This is a genomic window from Mesorhizobium sp. LHD-90, assembly GCF_030929505.1.
Classification (GTDB): domain Bacteria; phylum Pseudomonadota; class Alphaproteobacteria; order Rhizobiales; family Rhizobiaceae; genus Kumtagia.
Map to the genome: position 1 here is coordinate 1 of NZ_JAVFVV010000034.1, position 17,283 is coordinate 17,283.

Annotated in this window: 11 protein-coding genes and 2 pseudogenes; 2 read left to right on the plus strand and 11 right to left on the minus strand. The window is 62.7% G+C overall.

Annotation, left to right across the window (positions count from 1 at the left end; translation table 11 throughout):
* Nucleotides 1-101 (minus strand): annotated as a pseudogene (locus tag RB623_RS28715) (IS6 family transposase); the annotation flags it as partial.
* Between the two features lie 354 nt (nucleotides 102-455).
* On the opposite strand from RB623_RS28715, the pseudogene RB623_RS28720 reads away from it, so the two are divergent.
* A pseudogene (locus RB623_RS28720) lies at nucleotides 456-1,204 on the plus strand (IS5 family transposase).
* Nucleotides 1,205-1,255: 51 nt separating this feature from the next.
* Here the strand turns inward: RB623_RS28720 and RB623_RS28725 are convergent.
* The 10 genes from RB623_RS28725 to RB623_RS28770 form a co-directional block, all read right to left on the minus strand.
* Nucleotides 1,256-2,731: an APC family permease gene (locus RB623_RS28725; protein WP_308060557.1), complete on the minus strand. Its 1,476-nt coding sequence runs from the start codon at nucleotides 2,729-2,731 to the stop codon at nucleotides 1,256-1,258.
* A gap of 303 nt (nucleotides 2,732-3,034) precedes the next feature.
* The gene (locus RB623_RS28730) at nucleotides 3,035-4,546 is read right to left on the minus strand and encodes an aldehyde dehydrogenase family protein (RefSeq protein WP_308060558.1); all 1,512 of its coding nucleotides are present in this window, start codon (nucleotides 4,544-4,546) and stop codon (nucleotides 3,035-3,037) included.
* Between the two features lie 185 nt (nucleotides 4,547-4,731).
* Entirely contained in the window at nucleotides 4,732-6,705 is a 1,974-nt protein-coding gene (locus tag RB623_RS28735) for a primary-amine oxidase (RefSeq protein ID WP_308060559.1), read from the minus strand.
* A gap of 140 nt (nucleotides 6,706-6,845) precedes the next feature.
* Nucleotides 6,846-7,922 (minus strand): AraC family transcriptional regulator, encoded by a 1,077-nt coding sequence (locus RB623_RS28740; RefSeq protein ID WP_308060560.1) that lies wholly within the window; start codon nucleotides 7,920-7,922, stop codon nucleotides 6,846-6,848.
* Between the two features lie 61 nt (nucleotides 7,923-7,983).
* Nucleotides 7,984-9,621 (minus strand): ATP-dependent acyl-CoA ligase, encoded by a 1,638-nt coding sequence (locus RB623_RS28745; protein WP_308060561.1) that lies wholly within the window; start codon nucleotides 9,619-9,621, stop codon nucleotides 7,984-7,986.
* Between the two features lie 10 nt (nucleotides 9,622-9,631).
* Complete coding sequence (locus tag RB623_RS28750; RefSeq protein ID WP_308060562.1) at nucleotides 9,632-11,140, minus strand: aldehyde dehydrogenase family protein; 1,509 nt, start codon at nucleotides 11,138-11,140, stop codon at nucleotides 9,632-9,634.
* Between the two features lie 44 nt (nucleotides 11,141-11,184).
* Nucleotides 11,185-11,985, minus strand: coding sequence for a cyclase family protein (locus RB623_RS28755; protein ID WP_308060563.1), 801 nt, complete (start codon nucleotides 11,983-11,985; stop codon nucleotides 11,185-11,187).
* Complete coding sequence (locus RB623_RS28760; protein WP_308060564.1) at nucleotides 11,982-13,223, minus strand: SDR family oxidoreductase; 1,242 nt, start codon at nucleotides 13,221-13,223, stop codon at nucleotides 11,982-11,984. Before RB623_RS28760 ends, RB623_RS28755 begins: the two co-directional genes overlap by 4 nt.
* Nucleotides 13,220-14,413 (minus strand): thiolase family protein, encoded by a 1,194-nt coding sequence (locus RB623_RS28765; protein ID WP_308060565.1) that lies wholly within the window; start codon nucleotides 14,411-14,413, stop codon nucleotides 13,220-13,222. The genes RB623_RS28760 and RB623_RS28765 overlap by 4 nt, the downstream gene beginning before the upstream one ends.
* Before the next feature lie 21 nt (nucleotides 14,414-14,434).
* Nucleotides 14,435-16,138 (minus strand): AMP-binding protein, encoded by a 1,704-nt coding sequence (locus RB623_RS28770; protein WP_308060566.1) that lies wholly within the window; start codon nucleotides 16,136-16,138, stop codon nucleotides 14,435-14,437.
* 84 nt (nucleotides 16,139-16,222) lie between these two features.
* Between RB623_RS28770 and RB623_RS28775 the strand changes: the two genes are divergently transcribed.
* Nucleotides 16,223-17,161: a LysR substrate-binding domain-containing protein gene (locus RB623_RS28775; protein ID WP_308060567.1), complete on the plus strand. Its 939-nt coding sequence runs from the start codon at nucleotides 16,223-16,225 to the stop codon at nucleotides 17,159-17,161.
* The last annotated feature ends 122 nt before the right edge of the window (nucleotides 17,162-17,283 follow it).

The window sequence follows — 17,283 nt, forward strand, 5'->3', positions numbered from 1 at the left end:
TGGCGCAGGCTCAACGGGAACCGGTAGTAGAGCCAGACCGCGCGGGCAATGATCTCGGTTGGAAAGCGGTGGTTTTTGTAACGGGCGACAGCGTCAGACATGCCGGGGCCATTACCTCCAATCCGTTAACCCAAAAACAGCGTGACAGCACCGGTCGCTCTCTTGTTTGGAACTCGCTGTCCGCGCAACCCATCTTGGCCAGCGGTCAAAAGCGACCGCACACAAAGGCCGGACATATGAGCGCAAGCGATCCGACCACAACGCTGCACGACAGTCTTGCAAGCAGGGGGCCGTCCACATATGCGATTTGTTCATAGTGCGCGAGGTTCAAGGCACGGTCCGTCCGTTTTCTAGCGCTCGTGGACAAAGGTTGACTGCGGAATCCGGTTTTGATTCAAGGCTTTCATTTGGAGGCAGCCTTGGGCGAACGGATTGGTTTGACGGACGAGGAATGGGTGCTGATCGGTCCGCTTCTTCCTGCTGAACGAGGGCGCGGATGCCGCCCTGCTCAGGACAATCGACGATATTTCGAAGGCATGATGTGGATGGCGCGCACCGGCGCACAATGGCGACACCTGCCTGATGAATACGGCAAGTGGAACAGCGTCTTCCGCCGATATCGACGCTGGGTCGAAACCGGCGTGTTTGAGGCGATGCTCGAAACGCTGGCAGAGATGGTCGAGCGGGATCGAAGCGCCGACATGATCGACAGCACGATTGTCCGGGCACATCATTGTGCAGTCGGCATAAAAAGGGGACTCAGGAGGCCGAGGCGCTTGGCCGATCGCGCGGCGGCTTCACCACCAAACTCCATGCCCGCTGTGATGCGAAAGGTCGCCCGCTCGGCTTCGTCCTGACGCCCGGGCAAACGCATGACACCCAGGGCTTCGCGCCATTGTTTCGGATGATTTCCGACCGGATCGAGGCATTCCTCGCCGACAAGGGCTACGATGCCGATGCCATTCGCGAGAAGATCGCTAGCGCCAACGTCGAGGCAGTCATCCCCTCAAAAAGCAACAGGCGCGATCCGATCCCACACGACAAAGCCAAATACAAATGGCGGAACCAGATCGAGCGGCTCTTCAACAAGCTCAAGAACTGGCGGCGCATCGCAACTCGCTACGACAAAACCAAGGAATCCTACCTCGGCTTCGTCGCCCTCGCAGCAGTCAAACTATGGATACCCTTTGTCCACGAGCGCTAGAAGAAGGAACGGCGGCGACATTTGTCGCCGCTGGGCTAAATCGGTTCCCTGCTATTCGATCGGGCCTTCGACCCTCGATGCCCCGATACTTTCATAGGCCTGCGGACGATTTGCGCGCATCCAAATCGCCTGGGCGATCCCGATCACGGCCACTACGGCCAATATCCAGGGAAGCGAGTTCACCATCGGTGAATCGACACCAGTGAGGGCTGTGAAATTGGTCACCGCCAACCACGTCGCCGCGACGATCGTCAAACCGCCGATCGTCGGCGCCAAAGTCGTGGCAAGCCCGTACTCCCCACGGCGGGCGAAGAAGATCGGGATACCGAGGGCCGTTATCGCCATAAGCAGCATCAGACCTACGGAGCCCACACCGATGAACATCGGCGAGATGGTAAGAAGCGGATCGAAGCCCGCAAACGCCGTGATGGCCGTGATGATCACCACGACTATCGTCAGGAAGACGGCCGCCACATGCGGCGACTTGTAGACTGGGTGCGTCTTTGCAAAACGATGAGGCAGCACGCCGTCACGTGCTAGGGCATACACATAGCGGGCGGTGTTGTTGAAAAGGCCAAGCACAGCAGCGAAGGCGCTCGTCACGACCAGTACACTGAACGCATGCGCGCTCCATGCCCCGAGGTAGTCGTTCGCCCTTGCCGTCACGAAGTGCCCCGGATCGGCGGCGGCTACCTTGGCGACGTCGAAGCTGCCGATCGACGTCGAGAGGCACCATGCGGTAAAGGCATAGAGCGTCGAAGCGAGTATGACCGCGATGTAGGTGGCGCGCGGAATCGTGACTTTCCGGTTCCTTGCCTCCTCCTGGTAGATCGCGGTCCCCTCGACGCCCATCATGCTGTTGAACGCATAGATCAGGGCTATGCCCAGGCCGGGCGCAAACACGGTGGAAGGCGAGAAATCGCCCAGATTGAAAGCCGGCAGCCCCTTCTGGATGACGATGGCGATGTTCAGGAGCATGACCATGAAAAGCTCCGCCACGAGCGCCACGGCCAGAACTTTCGCAACGAGCGTTACGCGGTGGTAAGCGAGCACCGCAACCGCCGCGATCGCGATTGCTGCCCACAGTTGCCAAGGTGTCTGAACACCCGTCACCAGCGCGAATAGGTCACCCGCGAAGAAGGCGAGCGCGGCCAATGTCGACATCAAAAGCGATAGGTAGGAGACCGTAGCGACATAAGCGGACGGCAAACCCACCACCTTCCCGAAGCTTGCCGAGATGTAGGCGTAGAACGCGCCGGCGTTCTTCACGTAAGGGATCAGCCGCACATAGCCGGCCGCGAACAACAGCATCGCGATGCCGCCCAGGAGCCAGGCCCCGGGTACGCCGGCGCCATTGCCGAACGCCAACGCGATCGGCATGAGAGCGACGACCACCGCAAGCGGAGCCGCGACCGCCAGCACCATGAATACGATGTCGGACGTGCCTAGCACGCCGCGTTCAAGTTGTTCGTCTTCCGCAACGCGGACTGGTGATCCGTCGTCCAAGGTCGTTGATGTAGATGTCATTGTCGTTGTCCCCTTTTTCTACTATTAAGACGCGAGCCCGCCGCATCGACCCCCATCGATACTTCTGTTCCTTCCGGCGGCACTCCTTGCGAACAGTGCGTTGAGGTCTGCTTCTGCCGCACCGTCTTCGATACATCGGAGGCGCGACATTTTCGGGAGTTGAGAGGCGCTGCCAAGCCCTCCCGCGCGATCCGGTCCCTTTCCGTTGGTTCGATACTTCCGTGTTCGTTGCGCGGCGTGTCGCCGGCTTCCCTGATCGGATGAAGGCCGGCTTGCTGCGCCAGCCCTGCACCCGAATAAGAATCAATCCAGTTCAGGCGCCTCCAGACGCATGCAGGTCGCTCTGGTCTCCGTGTAGGCGTTGATCGCTTCGGACCCGAACTCGCGTCCAAGCCCGGAGAGTTTGTTGCCGCCAAAGGGAACTGCGGTGTCGAGGATATTGTGGGTGTTGAGCCAAACCGTTCCGGCATCGATCTGCGCAGCCAGCAGGTGCGCCTTATTCAGGTCGCGCGTCCAGATGCTTGCCCCGAGACCGTAGATGGTGTCGTTAGCAAGAGCCTTGACCTGGCGGAGGTCGTCGATGGGCATTGCGAGCACGACCGGTCCGAACACCTCTTCGCGGGCAATGCGCATGTCGGCGCGGCCGTTCTTCAGGATCGTCGGCCTGTAGAAGTACCCGGGTCGGTTTTCCTGGCTGGCTCCCGATAGAGGCTCCGCGCCTTCGTCGATGCCGCTCGCGACAAGACCGGAGACGCGCTCGAGTTGGCGTTTCGAAATCAATGGACCGAGCTGTGTTTGCGTGTCAAAGCCGTTGCCGAGCCTCAGCTCGTCGGCGATAGCCGCGACGCCCATCGTGACTGCGTCGAAGATCGAGGCTTCGACGAACAGACGCGATCCGGCCGTGCAGACTTGTCCTGAGTTGGGGAAAATCGCATTGGCCGCCCCGGCAATGGCTTTGTCGAGGTTGGCGTCCGCAAGCACGATGGTCGGCGACTTGCCACCCAGTTCCAACGTTACACGCTTCATCTGGCTGGCGGCGGAAGCCAGGATGCGCTGACCCGTGGCGGTCGAACCTGTGAACGCGATCTTGCGCACCAGCGGGTGATCGACAAGCGCCTGGCCGGCCGTCGCTCCGTATCCGGTCACGATGTTGATCGCGCCGTCGGGGATGCCAGCTTCAAGGATAAGTTCGCCCAGGCGCAGCGACGTGAGGGAGGCTTCCTCGGATGGCTTCAGCACGATCGTGCAGCCGAAAGCGATCGCCGGCGCGATCTTCTGGATCGCTTGGCCCAGAGGGAAGTTCCACGGCGTTATGCCGCCGACAACGCCGACTGGCCGACGCTCGGTGTATGCACGGTACGTGCCGCCATCATCAACGAAGGGCGAAAGCGTCAGATATTCGCCGGCCATCTTCGAACTCCAGCCACCGTAGTAGCGCAGCGCGTCGACGGTGAATTCGAGATCGACATTGCGCGTGACGTAATAGGGTTTGCCGCTGTCCAGCGTTTCGAGCCGGGCCAATTCTTCGGCGTCACGTTCGATCAGGAGCGCCAGCTTTTCCAAGAGGCGCCCCCGATCGAGCGGCCGCATCTTTTGCCACGCGCTGCTTTCGAATGTACGCTGAGCCGCTTGGACCGCGAGATCGATGTCGGCCGACGAACCGGCAGCGATTTTGGCTATGGGTTCTTCGGTCGCCGGGTCGAAAACATCGATAAATTCGCCGGAAGACGGCGAGCGCCAGTCACCGTCGATCAGCAGGCTTCCCTCGGGAATGCGGACAGGTGCGCCACCATTGCGTTCGATCGTTTTCAGCATGTCTCAACTCCGTTCGTCTTCGCGCCACGGCATCTGCGGGCGGGCTGCAAAATCATCTGAGATTGACGCCCGGAATAGCCTCCAGTTCCAATATCATCGCCTGTCGCGTTTCATGCCGAATCGGTATCAAGCCGCGGAAAGAGATCGTCAGTTCAAGATCAAACATTTGAAGGCCAAGGATGCGCCTAGCAGCATTTGGGCAGCCCTTCCGAACCGGCGCCATGTGGTTTGGCGGCGGGGATCTTCATGGCTGGGCTGACAGCGAAGAAATTGTTCGGCTTAAGCGTGAACCCTGCATATTCGACAGGCATCACCGGGAAATCCTCCGGCTTGCAGACATGGGTATGGCCGAAGCTGTGCCACAGCACGATGTCCTTGTTGTCGATGCTGCGGTTCTGCCGCACATAGACCGGCAGTCCGCACTCGCCAGCATGCTCGTTGGGATAGTCGCCGCTGGCGAAGCGCTCATCGGGGGCATAGGGGGTCACCCAGATGTGCTTGCTGGCGAAGCCGGCGCGCTTGTAGACCGAGCTTCCCGGGTCGGCGAGTAGAGTGGGCGCCGGCATAACGACGACCTTGTAGCCGGGTGCGTTGCCAACTTCATTCTTCACGTTGGGGTTCACGACCTTCCAGAATCGGCCGGTCGCTCCATCGGCCTCCCGGGTGGCGTTGGCCTCGTTCTCCAGCAGTTCGCTCGACACCTTGAACACATTGCCGTGTGGGTTGTCGGGGCCGATCGGCACCCGCCTGTATTCGTGCTCCGTGACGCTGTTGCCGGTGCCGTCGATTGCCATATGCAGCCGGGCATTGAAGAAGTGCTGGTGCGACGGGCCACCCATTGAGGGGGTGATCATCCCGCCCCATTCGTAGCGCTCGTCCGGCATCAGTGCGGCGGTCTGGACGATGCCGGTCAGCTTGGCCTCGAACTGGATGGTGCCCTCCTGGTAGAGGTACCAGTAGAAGCCGTAGTCGTAATTGCCGACGGTCGCGAAGAAGCTGACGACCAGCCGGCGCGACCGGCGGGTTTCGCTCAGATTGCTCCTGAACTCGTTATGCTTCCACAGAATGCCGTAGTCTTCCTCATGCATGCAGATTGCGTTCTTCATCACGAAGGCGTTGCCGAGATCGTCCGAGGCGGGCACGTCGAAATAGTGGATGTGGCCGAGGCAGTCGCAGCCCAGTTCGAGCTGGTTGGCAAGCTTGCCGAGACCGAATTCACCTGCGTCGAAGGCGCATTTGCCGAAATGCTGAGGTGTCGGGTCCGCATAGGGAACGGCCATCTCGGTGATGCTTGCTCGATAGATGATCGAGCGAAGGCGGCCGTTGTCGCGGAACCCGAGCTGGCTGAGAACCAGACCCTCGCGTGGTGTGAAACCGACGCGAAATTCCCAGTCCTGCCACGTCACCTTCCAGCCATCGACGGTGAAGCTCGGGCCTTCCGGCTGCACGATCTCGAGCGGCTTCAGATCGGTGCGCGCGGGACTCAGCGTCTCGCTGTCGTAGTTGTATTGCTTGCGCGGGATCGGAACCATGCGGCCGTCGTCGAAGAAAGAGATCACCTTGCCCTCGATGAGGTCCACGACGGCAACGACGCCTTCGATCGGGTGGGCATAGGCGTTGTCCTTTTCGAATGCCCGGTAATAGGACACGGCACGCAGGATGCGACGGCCCTTGTAGGGTTCGAATTCGAAATAACCGGGCGAGATGGGATCGACCTGGATGAGATCGATCTCGCTGTCGGTGAGTCCACGCTTGACCATGGCGTTCCGCCATTGCAGGTCGGCCTTGACGATTTCCGCAGCACGGAAGAAATCCTCGACGATGATCGGCGGGTGACCGTTCTCGTGATCCGTCTTGAGCTCCTTCCACGACGCTAGGTTGTTGGTGCGCAGATCGACCAGAGCCTCGGCCGCGCGTCCCGTCGCTATGTCGAGGGTGAGGATGAACGCCGTGCGCGAGAAATCTTGCCCGTCGACATACGCGTCCACTTCGGACTTGGGTGGCTCATTCAGTTCAACGAAGGGAAAGCGCGGCAGGGTGCCGATGTCCTTGCTCTCGCGAAGGATCCTGCAGGCCCCGTCAATCTCCTCAATGGTCAGCGGGTCGAGAGGATGACGAACCTCAGCGGTTTTGGCCGATTTGCAGTGAATTTTATCCATGACAAGGTCCTGATATTCCTTGCCGAAAATCTGGCACGCAGGTGCATGGACAGTCAGTGCAGGGTAGGCCAAAATTTTTGCAAAAACGGCCAGCCTAAGCTGAGCAAGTCTGATGACGGGAAAGAGGTCACCACGACCCGTCAGCGTTTTGACGGAGCGCGCTTGGCGAACTGCTTCGGCGAGAGGCCGGTCCAAGTTTTGAAGGCGCGGGAAAAAACGGCTATGTCCGAATAGCCGAGGCGGCTGGCCAGTTCGGAAACCTGCATCGTCCGCGACAGGAGAAGCTTTTCGGCTTTCTGTTTCCTCTGGCTTTGCAGCATCTCGCGGAAGGAGGTTCCTTCAAGCTCCAGCTTCCTGCGCAGACTGCGCGCCGAGAGGTTCAACTCCTTGGCGATGACGTCGATATCGAGCGCCGAACCACCGAGGCGGCGCGAGATGCAGGTGGCGACCGCTTCCGAGACGCTAGCCGTTTCATCGCTGTCCCCCGTCATCAAATCCATAAGATGCCGCTCCGCCGTCCTGATGACGCCGTGGCGATCGTCATCGGAGGCGCCGGGCAGGGGACGATCCAGGTCCCGGTTGTTTATGGTTATCCCGTTGAACGTGCCCGAGCCGCGAACCGGACCTTTGAAGAAAGCGGCGAGGCGCTGCTCGCGTGTCTCAATTTCATGTTCGAACTCGATCAGCACCGGCGTCCATCGCGGCGTGGTCAGCTGGCGTATGAGGGAAACGATGGCTGAAATCGTGAATTCGGCGTCCTGACGGCGTGGCCACAGCGACGGATCGCCGACGCCATAGGAGTATACGGTGGTGTCGTCCTCGCGGGTGACGATCAGGTTCGTGTTCGCCTGCCATGCGGTCTGGAAGGTCTCGAATATGCCGAGGACCTCCCGCAGCGATCCTGCATTCAGGATGATCGCGCAGATCGGACCCAGCATCTGCAACCGAAAACTCGAACCAAGCTCAAGACCGAAATAGGGGTTGGAGGTAGCTACCGCTGCGTCCTCCATCAGTTCGATATAGGACCGTAGCGGCAGGCGGGCGTAAGGCGATCTCAAATCGGCTCGCGAGAGCCCTTGCTTCCTCAGAAGCTTGTCGATCGGCGCGTGATGGCGCAACAACTCGCCGATGATCGGCTCGAAAAAGAAGGCGCGTATGGTGGAGCACCTGCGCGGCTTCCTCGATGCCTGCTGTGGTTGTCGCTTTGTGTCCTGCACTAAAGCCGGTCTCCGACAATGTCGGTTGATGACACGTACGTCTTGAGCCTGCGCGAAGCGGTCAGCGCTTCAATTCATATCCGAACCTTTCGCGATCCCATGTCGTTTTTGTGGTGCCTCTCTCCCGCAGGCGAACCTTCTGGATCTTGCCGTTTTCGGTCAGAGGCAGCGTATCGACGAAATCGAGATAGCGCGGCACGGCGAAATAGGCGAGGCGGGACCGGCAGAAATCAAGCAATGCGGCGGGTTCGATCGTATGGCCGGAGGCCGGAATGATCGAGGCCATCACTTCGTCTTCGCCGAGTTCGGACGGCACGCCGTAGACGGCGCAGGACGACACGGACGGATGCGTCAGCAGAACCTGCTCGACTTCCCACGAGGAAATGTTCTCGCCACGGCGGCGGATCGCATCCTTCATACGATCGACGAACCGGAAGTTGCCGGCTGGATCGCGCGCTACGCGGTCGCCGGTGTGGAACCAGAGATTGCGCCAGGACTCAACGGTCTTTTCCGGCATGCCGAAATATCCCGTCGCGAAGGCGAAGGGCTCGTCGGCCCTCAGGATCAGCTCTCCGGGCTGGCCGTACGCGACCTCCACATCGTTCTCGTCGACGATCCGCGCCTGGAAGCCGTCGAGCAGGTAACCCATGGTGCCGGGATGCTTCGAAGGGATATCTCCGCCAAAGACGAAGTTCGTCTCGGTCGAGCCGTAGGCGTCGAGGAGCGGTACGCCGAACCGCTCGAGGAACGGTTGATGAAAGCGGCCGGGAACGCCGCCGCCAAGCGCAACCCGGATCGAGTGCGAGCGGTCGGCGGATTCCGCAGGGCGGGTGAGCAGGATGGCCGCCATCGCGCCGAGAAGGTATCCTACAGTTGCCTTGTGGCGTGCGGCCGATTTCCAGAACGAGGAGGCGGAGAACTTGCGCTCCAGCACATAGGTCGAGCCGGTCAGCAGTGCCTGCCAGAAGCAGTTGAGCGCGTTGGTATGGAACAGCGGCAGGGTGGTGAACAGCACGTCGCCCTCGGAGATGCCAAGGCCGCGCGCCGTGTTGACGCCCCACCAGAAAAACTGCGCCTGCGGGCAGCACACGCCCTTTGCAGGGCCGGTCGTCCCCGAGGTGTAGAGGATCGTCAACGTGTCTGCTGGCTTGCCCGCCGGGGCTGCGCCGGACGACGGATAGGCTGGCATCGTCTCAGCGGGCCTTGCGCCGACAACGGCGCTGTGCGTGTCGCCGATGATCCATATCGTCTCGACAGGGGCCAGTTCGGCGTCGAGACCGTCGAAGGCTCCCGACAATTCAGCTTCGACGATGAGCAGCCTGGCGCCGCAATTGCCGAGCACATGGCGTAGTTGGGGACCGCGCGAAGCGGTGTTGATCGGCACCAGGATCGCGCCGATCCACCCGCAGCCGAGAAACAGCTCGAGAAACTCCGGGCGGTTGGAGCAGAAAATCGCAACGCGGTCACCATGGCCGATCCCCGCCGTGGCGAGCAGGGCGCCCGCGCGGGCAGCCTTGTCGCGCATATCGGTATAGGTCCAGGTCGAGTCCTCGAAGGCGAAAAGCGGGCGATCCGCAAAGGCTTCGGCCTGCTCGTCCAGGATTTGCGCGATGCATCGCCTGTCCGCGGGAAAACGTGCAGGCAGCGCGCTTGCCAGCTCTCCCGTTTCACCCGCAGCGAAGCTCGGGGCATTCGGCATCCTGGCGCTCCTAGAGGCTGATCACCGCGGCCTTGAGCCGGGTGTGGTCGAGCACCGACTGCTCCCCGAGATCGTGGCCTACGCCCGAGTTCTTGGTGCCGCCGAAAGGCAGCGCTGCGTCGAGCACATTGTATACGTTGACCCAGACGTTTCCGGCCTTGAACCCCTTGATGAAGCGGTGCACGCGGCTGACGTCGCGGGTCCAGATGCTGGCGCCGAGGCCGTATTGGGAGTCGTTGGCGAGCGAGAGCGCCTCGGCTTCATCGGCGAACCTTGCCGCAACGAGCACCGGCCCGAAGATCTCCTCCTGTACGACGCGCATCGTCTGCTTTGTGTCGACCAGGACCGTGGGGCGGACATAGCTGCCCGGATGGTCGAGGGCTTCGCCGCCGGTGAGCACTGTCGCGCCCTCACGACGTCCGGCGTCGATGTAGTCCAGAACACGTTGCTGCTGCGCCTTGCTGACCAGCGGTCCCATCTGGGTCTCGGGGTCGAGCCCGGACCCGAGCCGGATCGACCGGGCGATTTCGGCGACGCCTTCGAGCACTTTGTCGAATATGCTTTCATGCACATAGAGGCGCGAGCCGGCGCAGCAGTTCTGGCCGTGGTTGGCGAAAATCGCCCAGGCTGCCGCAGGGATCGCCTGATCGAGATCGGCATCCTGCATGACGACAACCGGCGACTTGCCGCCGAGCTCGAGATTGTACTTCTTGAACGCCACCGCTGCGCTCGCTGCGATCAGCTTGCCGGTGGCGGTCGAGCCGGTGAAAGAGATCTTGTCGACACCGGGGTGACGCACGAGGTGCGCGCCGGTCCCGGCACCCGAGCCGGTGACGACGTTGACAACGCCTGCCGGTATCCCGGCCTCCAGCGCCAGGTCCGCCAGCCGCAGCGCGGTCAGCGGGGTGGGTTCGGCCGGCTTCAGCACCACCGTGCAGCCCGCCGTCAGAGCCGGCGCCAGCTTCCACACGGCCTGGCAAAGCGGAACGTTCCACGGCACGATGCCCGCGACGACGCCGATCGGCTCGCGGGTGGTGAAGGAGAAGAATTCGCCTGAAGGGATGTAGGGCGCGGAAATGTCAACCGTGCGCCCTTCGATCTTGGTGGCCCATCCGGACATGTAGCGCAGCACGTGAGCGGAGAACTCGACATCGATGAGCCGGGTGGCGCCAATGAGCCGGCCGCTGTTGACGGTTTCGAGCTCGGCCAGCTCGCGACCATTCTGCTCGATGAGATCCGCGAGCTTCAGCATGACGTGGGCGCGCTCATAGGGGCGCATGCGCGACCATGGTCCGCTTTCCAGCGCGGCGCGCGCCGCAAGCACGGCGGCGTCGACATCCGCCGCGGTCGCCTCCGGGACGCGTGACACTTCCTGACCCGAACTTGGATCGATCAGCGGCACGGTTTGGTCGCCGGTTGAGCTTACAGACTTGCCGCCGATGCGCAGCAGATGTTGCTCGGCCAGGAATGCCCGGCTGGCTTGGCCAAGCAGGCTGAAATCGTTGCTATAGGCGCTCATGTCTTGCGTCCTCCCGAACGTTACCAGATTGCTCGCCCCCTCGCTCAACCGCCAACCAGAGCCAGCACGCGCAGCGGGCTGCCGGAACCATGCTTGATTTTCAGCGGAGCGGCGACGATGAGGGCGCCGACCGGCGGCAGCAGGTCGAGATTGGCGAGGCACTGGAGCCCGTAACGACCCGCACCGTGGAGATAATGGTGCGCAGGGTAGGGCGGGCTGAAATGCCCGGCCTGTCCGGCGTCGGTGCCGATCGTCTCAGTGCCGAGGCCGATGATGCCGCGTTCCTCGACCAGCCAGCGCATGACCTCTGCGTCGGGGCCCGGCGTGTGCGCCCCGTCGTCTGTGAGGTTGGCATAGTCGCGTCCAGTCTTCTTCGACCAGTCGGTGCGCAGCAGCACCCAGTTACGGGCGGGGATGCGCCCATGCCTGGCCTCCCAGTCGAGCGCGGCGGAGCGGGTGAGCAGGAAATCCGGGTCCTCCGCCGCCTGGCGCGAGCAGTCGATGACGCAGGCCGGCGCGATCATGTCGGCGGCCGGCAGGGTGTCTACGGTGTTGAGCGGCAGGTCCTTGCCGGTGAACCAGTGTATCGGCGCGTCGAAATGCGTGCCGGTGTGTTCGCCGAAGGAGATGTTGTTCCAGTACCAGGCCGGGCCGTTGCCGTCATAGCGGGAGATCTGCTCCATCCGGAACGGCGCGGACTGGCCGAGTTCCGGCGGCATGACGATGGTGGGAAAATCCGGCGACAAGGTGTGCGTCAGGTCGATCACCTTCACGCCAGCGTCGGCGATGGAGGCCGCGAGCGCGGCGAGCAGGCCTGCGGACGTCTGGTTGCCCGGTGCGGTCATTGGCCGATCTCCCTCTCCAGCGCCTTCGGGTTGGCCGCCAGCCGGGCTGTGATGTCATTCGCAACATCGCCGACATAGACCTCCTCGATGCCACGCCGCAGGCCATCGACCACGGCATCGGCAAGCACAGCGGGAGCCAGCTTCGGCGGCGGCAGGGCCTGAAACCACTCGGTATCGAGGGGGCCGGCAAAGGCGTTCAGGAGCTTGACACCGCCCTGCGCGAGTTCGGTCCGCAGCCAGTGGGAAAGCGACAGACAGGCGGCGTGCGACACCGACAGGCTTCCCATCGCTGGCAGGTTGGCCAGCGCGTAGACCGACAGGATGTTCACCCAGGCCGCCGCGCCGTGATGGCCGTCGGCGCCGCGCGCGATCATGACCGGCGCGAAGGCGCGGGCAAGGCGCATCGTGCCGAACAACGTCGCGTTCATGGCATCCGCCATGTGGAGCGTGGTCGCGCCGTCGAAAATGTGTCCCGGACGGATGTGGTCCGCAGTGTTGACCAGGATATCGACCTTGGCGCCGATATCGGCTGCGAGATCGGCCACCGACCGCTCGTCGGTCATTTCCAGGGGAACGATTTCGACCCCGGCCAGTTCGCGCAGCGACTGCTCGGCGGGGAACGGCTTCCAGCGATCGGCTACACCGACGAAAACCGTGCGCGCACCGGCGCGGACCAGGGAGCGGGCCAATGCCTGGCCGACCGGATTGCGGCCGTCGGAAATCAGGATGCGTCTGTCACGGGGGTCGGCGGCCATCTCCCGCCACTGCAGGTCGTCTTGCATGTCAGGCGTCCTCGAAACCGGATTTGCGAACATGACCGCGTGGCCGCTGCGGTCCAACTGCAAGGAGAGCCGTACCGGCTCGCCCTCGATGCAGTCGCCATGGACGTGAGCGATCACCTGTGGCCCGCAGTCCATCGTGACGATGCCGGTCCGCCAGGGCATCCGCTCGCGGAAATAGCTGTCGCCTGAGACCTGGATGGTGGTGAGGGCGGCCAGGACACCGCTGGACGGTGCCTCCACGAAGGGCAGCCTGTCTGACAGGCAATGCGGGCAGGCGTCGCGTGGCGGATAGGCAAAGCTGTTGCATGCCGCACACCGCTGGATTGCAAACCGGCCCTCGGCGGCCGCGAGCGTCAGCCCATGTGCGGCCCGGCTGCGGATGGCGGGCGGCAACAGCGGCTGCTGCGTACGTGCCAGCGGATTCTTGCGCTTGGGCCCTGGAAGCGGTTCGCTCATCCGCCCCCCCCTGCGAAGATGACCGCACCGGAGGAGAGGCCGCGGTCGTAGTTGATCATGCCGAAGCCCGACGCAAGCCCGATGCGAGCGCCTTCCACCTGGGTCGGCCCGGCGAGCTTCATAACCTGGCGCATGCATTCGACGATGCCGAGGTGGCCGCCGGCCGCGCCGGCCTGCCCGACCGAGAGCTGCCCGCCCGAGGTGTTGTGCGGGAAGTCGCCGTCTATGGTGAAGGTGTGATTGCGGACGAAGTCGGGTCCTTCGCCTTTCTTGCAGAAACCCAGATCCTCGAACTGCATCATCGAGATGACAGGGTAGTCGTCGTAAGTCTGCACCACATCGACGTCGTTCGGCGAGATGCCGGCTATGTGGTAGAGTTCATCGACGTCCACAGCCCAACCGCCGCGAAGCTGTATCTCGTCGTCCGGGAACGCATGGTGCCGTTCGATCGTGGAGAGAATACGCGCGGACGGCAGACCGAGCGATTTTGCCGTCTCGTCCCTCATGACGAGAAAAGCCTCTGCGCCGGCACAGGGCATCACGCAATCGAACAGATGGATGGGGTCGGCGATCGGACGCGCAGACAAATACTGCTCGAGGGTAAGGGGCTTCTTCATCAACGCGTTCGGGTTGCGCAGCGCATTGTCGCGCTGAGCCACGCACAATTTACCGAAGTCCTCCCGTCGGGCGCCGAACTGCTTCATGTATCTGCGGGCTATCAGCGCGAAGCTGGCGTTGGGTCCGCCCGCTCCATAGGGATAGACGGCGTCCTGCGAGAAGCGCGAAAAGTTCGACAGCGTCCTGCGGAAAGTATCGACATGGTTGGTATCGCCGGCAACGCAGGCGACGATGTCGGCGTCGCCGGCCTGGACGGCGCGTGCGGCGCGCCGGAGCGACAGGACGCCGGAGACGCCGCCCATCGGAATGTAATCGAGCCAGCGCGGGGACAGGCCGAAATGCTGGGTAAGGCCGATCGCAGTATCGGGCGCTATGGAAAAGCTCGCAACCGCGAAGCCGTCGAAATCCCTGTGGCTGAGTCCGGCGCCTTCGGCCAGCGCCTTGAGCGCCCGGCCAATCCACCAATGGCCGCTTTCGATCGAGTAGCGCTGGTAGGGCACGGTGACCGGCACAGCCGCGACGATGCCGTCGTATGACTGTCGTTTCCCTTTCAGCACCCTATTTGCGTCCATCAGCGCACATCCTGATGATCGTCAGCTATGTCTAGTGGTCTTGCGCATTGCGGCCTTGAACTCCCTGAGGTCCATCGCCTGTCCCTGCTGGACAAGGTTTGCTGCCATCGCCTTGATCTCGCCCCGCTGGAGCTTCTGGGTCGAACCCAACGGCAGCTCGTCGACAAAGGCGGCATAGCCCGGCAGCTTATGGTAGGAGAGCTGCGCGGCGCCATCCCGGACGATCTGCTCTGCCATGGCTCGCGGGTCGGTCCCGGCACCGTCCGCCTTGACGAAGAAGGCGAACACTTCCTCGCCGCGGATTTCGTCCGGCACGGGCGTCACCGCCACAGCCTTCAGCGCATCACTGCCGGCCAGTGCCGTCTCGACCTCGAGAACCGCGATGTTCTCGCCGCTGCGGCGGACGATGCTCTTCTTACGGTCGAAGAAATAGAGCAGGCCGTGCTCGTCCTCGAAAACGAGGTCGCCGGTGTGAAACCAGCCGCCGGCCCACGCCTCCTCGGTCGCCTGTTCCTCCTTGAGATAGCCGCTGAAGAAGCCGTCGCGAGGGTCGGGTCCGGCGGCGCGCACGAGGAGTTCGCCCGGCACTCCCTGCGTCACCGGAACGCCGGCATCGTCAACGATCCGGTACTCCATGCCCGCGCGGGGCCGGCCGATGCAACGCTGGCCCGGCGTATACTCATCGCGCGCGGTGGTGGTCGTCGCCCGGCCGCCGGTCTCGGTCATCGCCCAGGCTTCGACGATCGGAAAGCCGTAGCGCTCCTCGAACTCGATCTTGTGGCGGGCGCCGACGCCGGGGCCGAGCGAGAACTTGACCCGGTGCTCGATTTCGGCCGGCGACTTGGGCAACTGCAGCAGGATTGCAGGAATGACGCCGAGGAAATGGACAATGGTCGCGCCGGAGTCCTTTACCGACTGCCACCAGCGCTTGGGATGGAAGCGGTCGAGCGGCACAATCGCGCCGCCTTTGACGATCATGCCAAGGGCGGTGCAGCCGAGCGCGTTCATGTGGAACATCGGCAGCGGCGTCAGCGCCACCTCGCAGTCCTCGTCGATCCAGGCGATGCCGCCCTGCGTCACGTACCAGTCGGCAAGGGTCATGAAGTATGCGTTGGAAAGCATGCAACCCTTCGGCTTGCCGGTGCTGCCGGACGTGAACAGCAGCGCGCATTCGTCGCCCGGCTCCCCGTGCTGGCGTCGTGCGGCAACCGTCGGCGGCTGGATGTCTTCGCCGGGTATGATCACGCGCACCGCGGGGTTGGAAAAATCCGAGAGGACCGCGGCGGTCTTGCTGTGGGTGACCAACAGCTCGACTTCGGCCAGGCCGAGTTGGTACTCCAGCTCCGCGGGGCGCAGATCCGGATTTATCGGCACGATGGATACGCCGAGTGCATTCAGCGCGAGCCAATGGACGAAGAACTCGGGCCGGTTCTCCAGGAGGAGAGCGACACGGCAGCCAGCGCCGAAACCTACGTTGCCGAACCGAGTTCGCAGAGCCTGAATGGTATCGAACGCCTCTCCGTAGGAAATGTGGAAGCCTTGCGGAGCGTATGGCAACGCAGCGCTTTCCGGAGCCTTCAGAAACGCCGCATCGGGCTTTGCCTTTGCTTTTTCTTCGAAGGCGAGGAAAGGAGATCGCATCGAATGTCCTGCTTCGCGCCAGGCTGCATCGCCGGAAATCCGGCTTCCGCAGGCCGTTGATCTGTAACGGGCGCGGCGCTTCAATTCCCGCTTGGGGTAGATGGGCGGACGCTGGGCGGTCCAATACAATCGCTTGCCGATTTGGATCGCAAATTGCTATGGATCGCCATGGATCTCAGACAAATTCGATATTTCATCGCGGTCGCCGAGGACGAACATTTCGGCCGCGCTTCCGACCGCATCCATATTGCGCAGCCTGCCCTCAGCCGCCAAATCCAGATGCTCGAGGCCGAGCTGGGCGTGAACCTGTTCGATCGGCTGCCGCGCGGCATCAAGCTGTCGGCCGCGGGGCGAACCTTCCTTGATTACGGCAGAAAGATCATGCTGGATCTCGGCCATGCCGTCAGCGAGACGCAGGCTGTCGGCCGCGGCGAGGCCGGCATGCTTAAGCTCGGCTTCATCGAGGTTGCTGCATGGAGCGGCACAATCCCGGAGATGATCATGGAGTTCAGGCGCTCAAGCCCTGGAGTTCAGCTCGTGCTGCGCTCGATGACCACGCTGGACCAGATCGAAGCCGTGCAGGACGGCGGCATCGACGCCGGCTTTCTCTACAATCCGCCTGCCAATATGCCGGCGCTGACGGTGCTGCCAATCGCGCGCCATGCCGTGCTGCTGGCGGTGCAGTCGGATTCGGCGCTGGCCAGGCGGCAAAGGATCGACGTCAAGGAACTTGCGGGCCATCCGCTGATCTCGTTTCACAGGCGACAGAGCCCGACATACCATGACGAGCTTCACCGCGGGCTCTTCAATGCGGGCGTCGTGGTCAACGTCGTGCACGAGGCCGAGAACGAAGCCGAGATGCTGGCGCTCGTCACCGCGGGCCTGGGCGTGGCGCTGGTCAACGAGTGCCAGAGGTGGCGGATTCCGCAAGGCCTGTCCCTGATACCAGTTCGCGGCTTGGATGTCGGCCTCGACCTCGCGCTGGTGCATCGCACGGGCCACAGCTTGCCGGCGCTCGAGCGATTCCTGGAGCTTGTTCGTGGCGAAGCTCCCGGCGTGGGCCGACGCCCCAGAACACGCCGGCCGGTAGAAGCGGCGCATACCTAGACGGCTTCCTCTAGGGCATGTTCAATGCCGAAGCGGCATCAGTTTGCCCGTTATTCTTTATTGGAGTTGCCGACCGAACTCAGCTTTCATTAACGCATCGAAATGATGAAGAGCCTGCGCGG

Coding starts and splice junctions, on each gene's coding strand:
- RB623_RS28725 (WP_308060557.1), bottom strand. CDS start 2,731: ATGACATCTACATCAACGACCTTGGACGACGGATCACCAGTCCGCGTT.
- RB623_RS28730 (WP_308060558.1), bottom strand. CDS start 4,546: ATGCTGAAAACGATCGAACGCAATGGTGGCGCACCTGTCCGCATTCCC.
- RB623_RS28735 (WP_308060559.1), bottom strand. CDS start 6,705: ATGGATAAAATTCACTGCAAATCGGCCAAAACCGCTGAGGTTCGTCAT.
- RB623_RS28745 (WP_308060561.1), bottom strand. CDS start 9,621: ATGCCGAATGCCCCGAGCTTCGCTGCGGGTGAAACGGGAGAGCTGGCA.
- RB623_RS28750 (WP_308060562.1), bottom strand. CDS start 11,140: ATGAGCGCCTATAGCAACGATTTCAGCCTGCTTGGCCAAGCCAGCCGG.
- RB623_RS28755 (WP_308060563.1), bottom strand. CDS start 11,985: ATGACCGCACCGGGCAACCAGACGTCCGCAGGCCTGCTCGCCGCGCTC.
- RB623_RS28760 (WP_308060564.1), bottom strand. CDS start 13,223: ATGAGCGAACCGCTTCCAGGGCCCAAGCGCAAGAATCCGCTGGCACGT.
- RB623_RS28765 (WP_308060565.1), bottom strand. CDS start 14,413: ATGGACGCAAATAGGGTGCTGAAAGGGAAACGACAGTCATACGACGGC.
- RB623_RS28775 (WP_308060567.1), top strand. CDS start 16,223: ATGGATCTCAGACAAATTCGATATTTCATCGCGGTCGCCGAGGACGAA.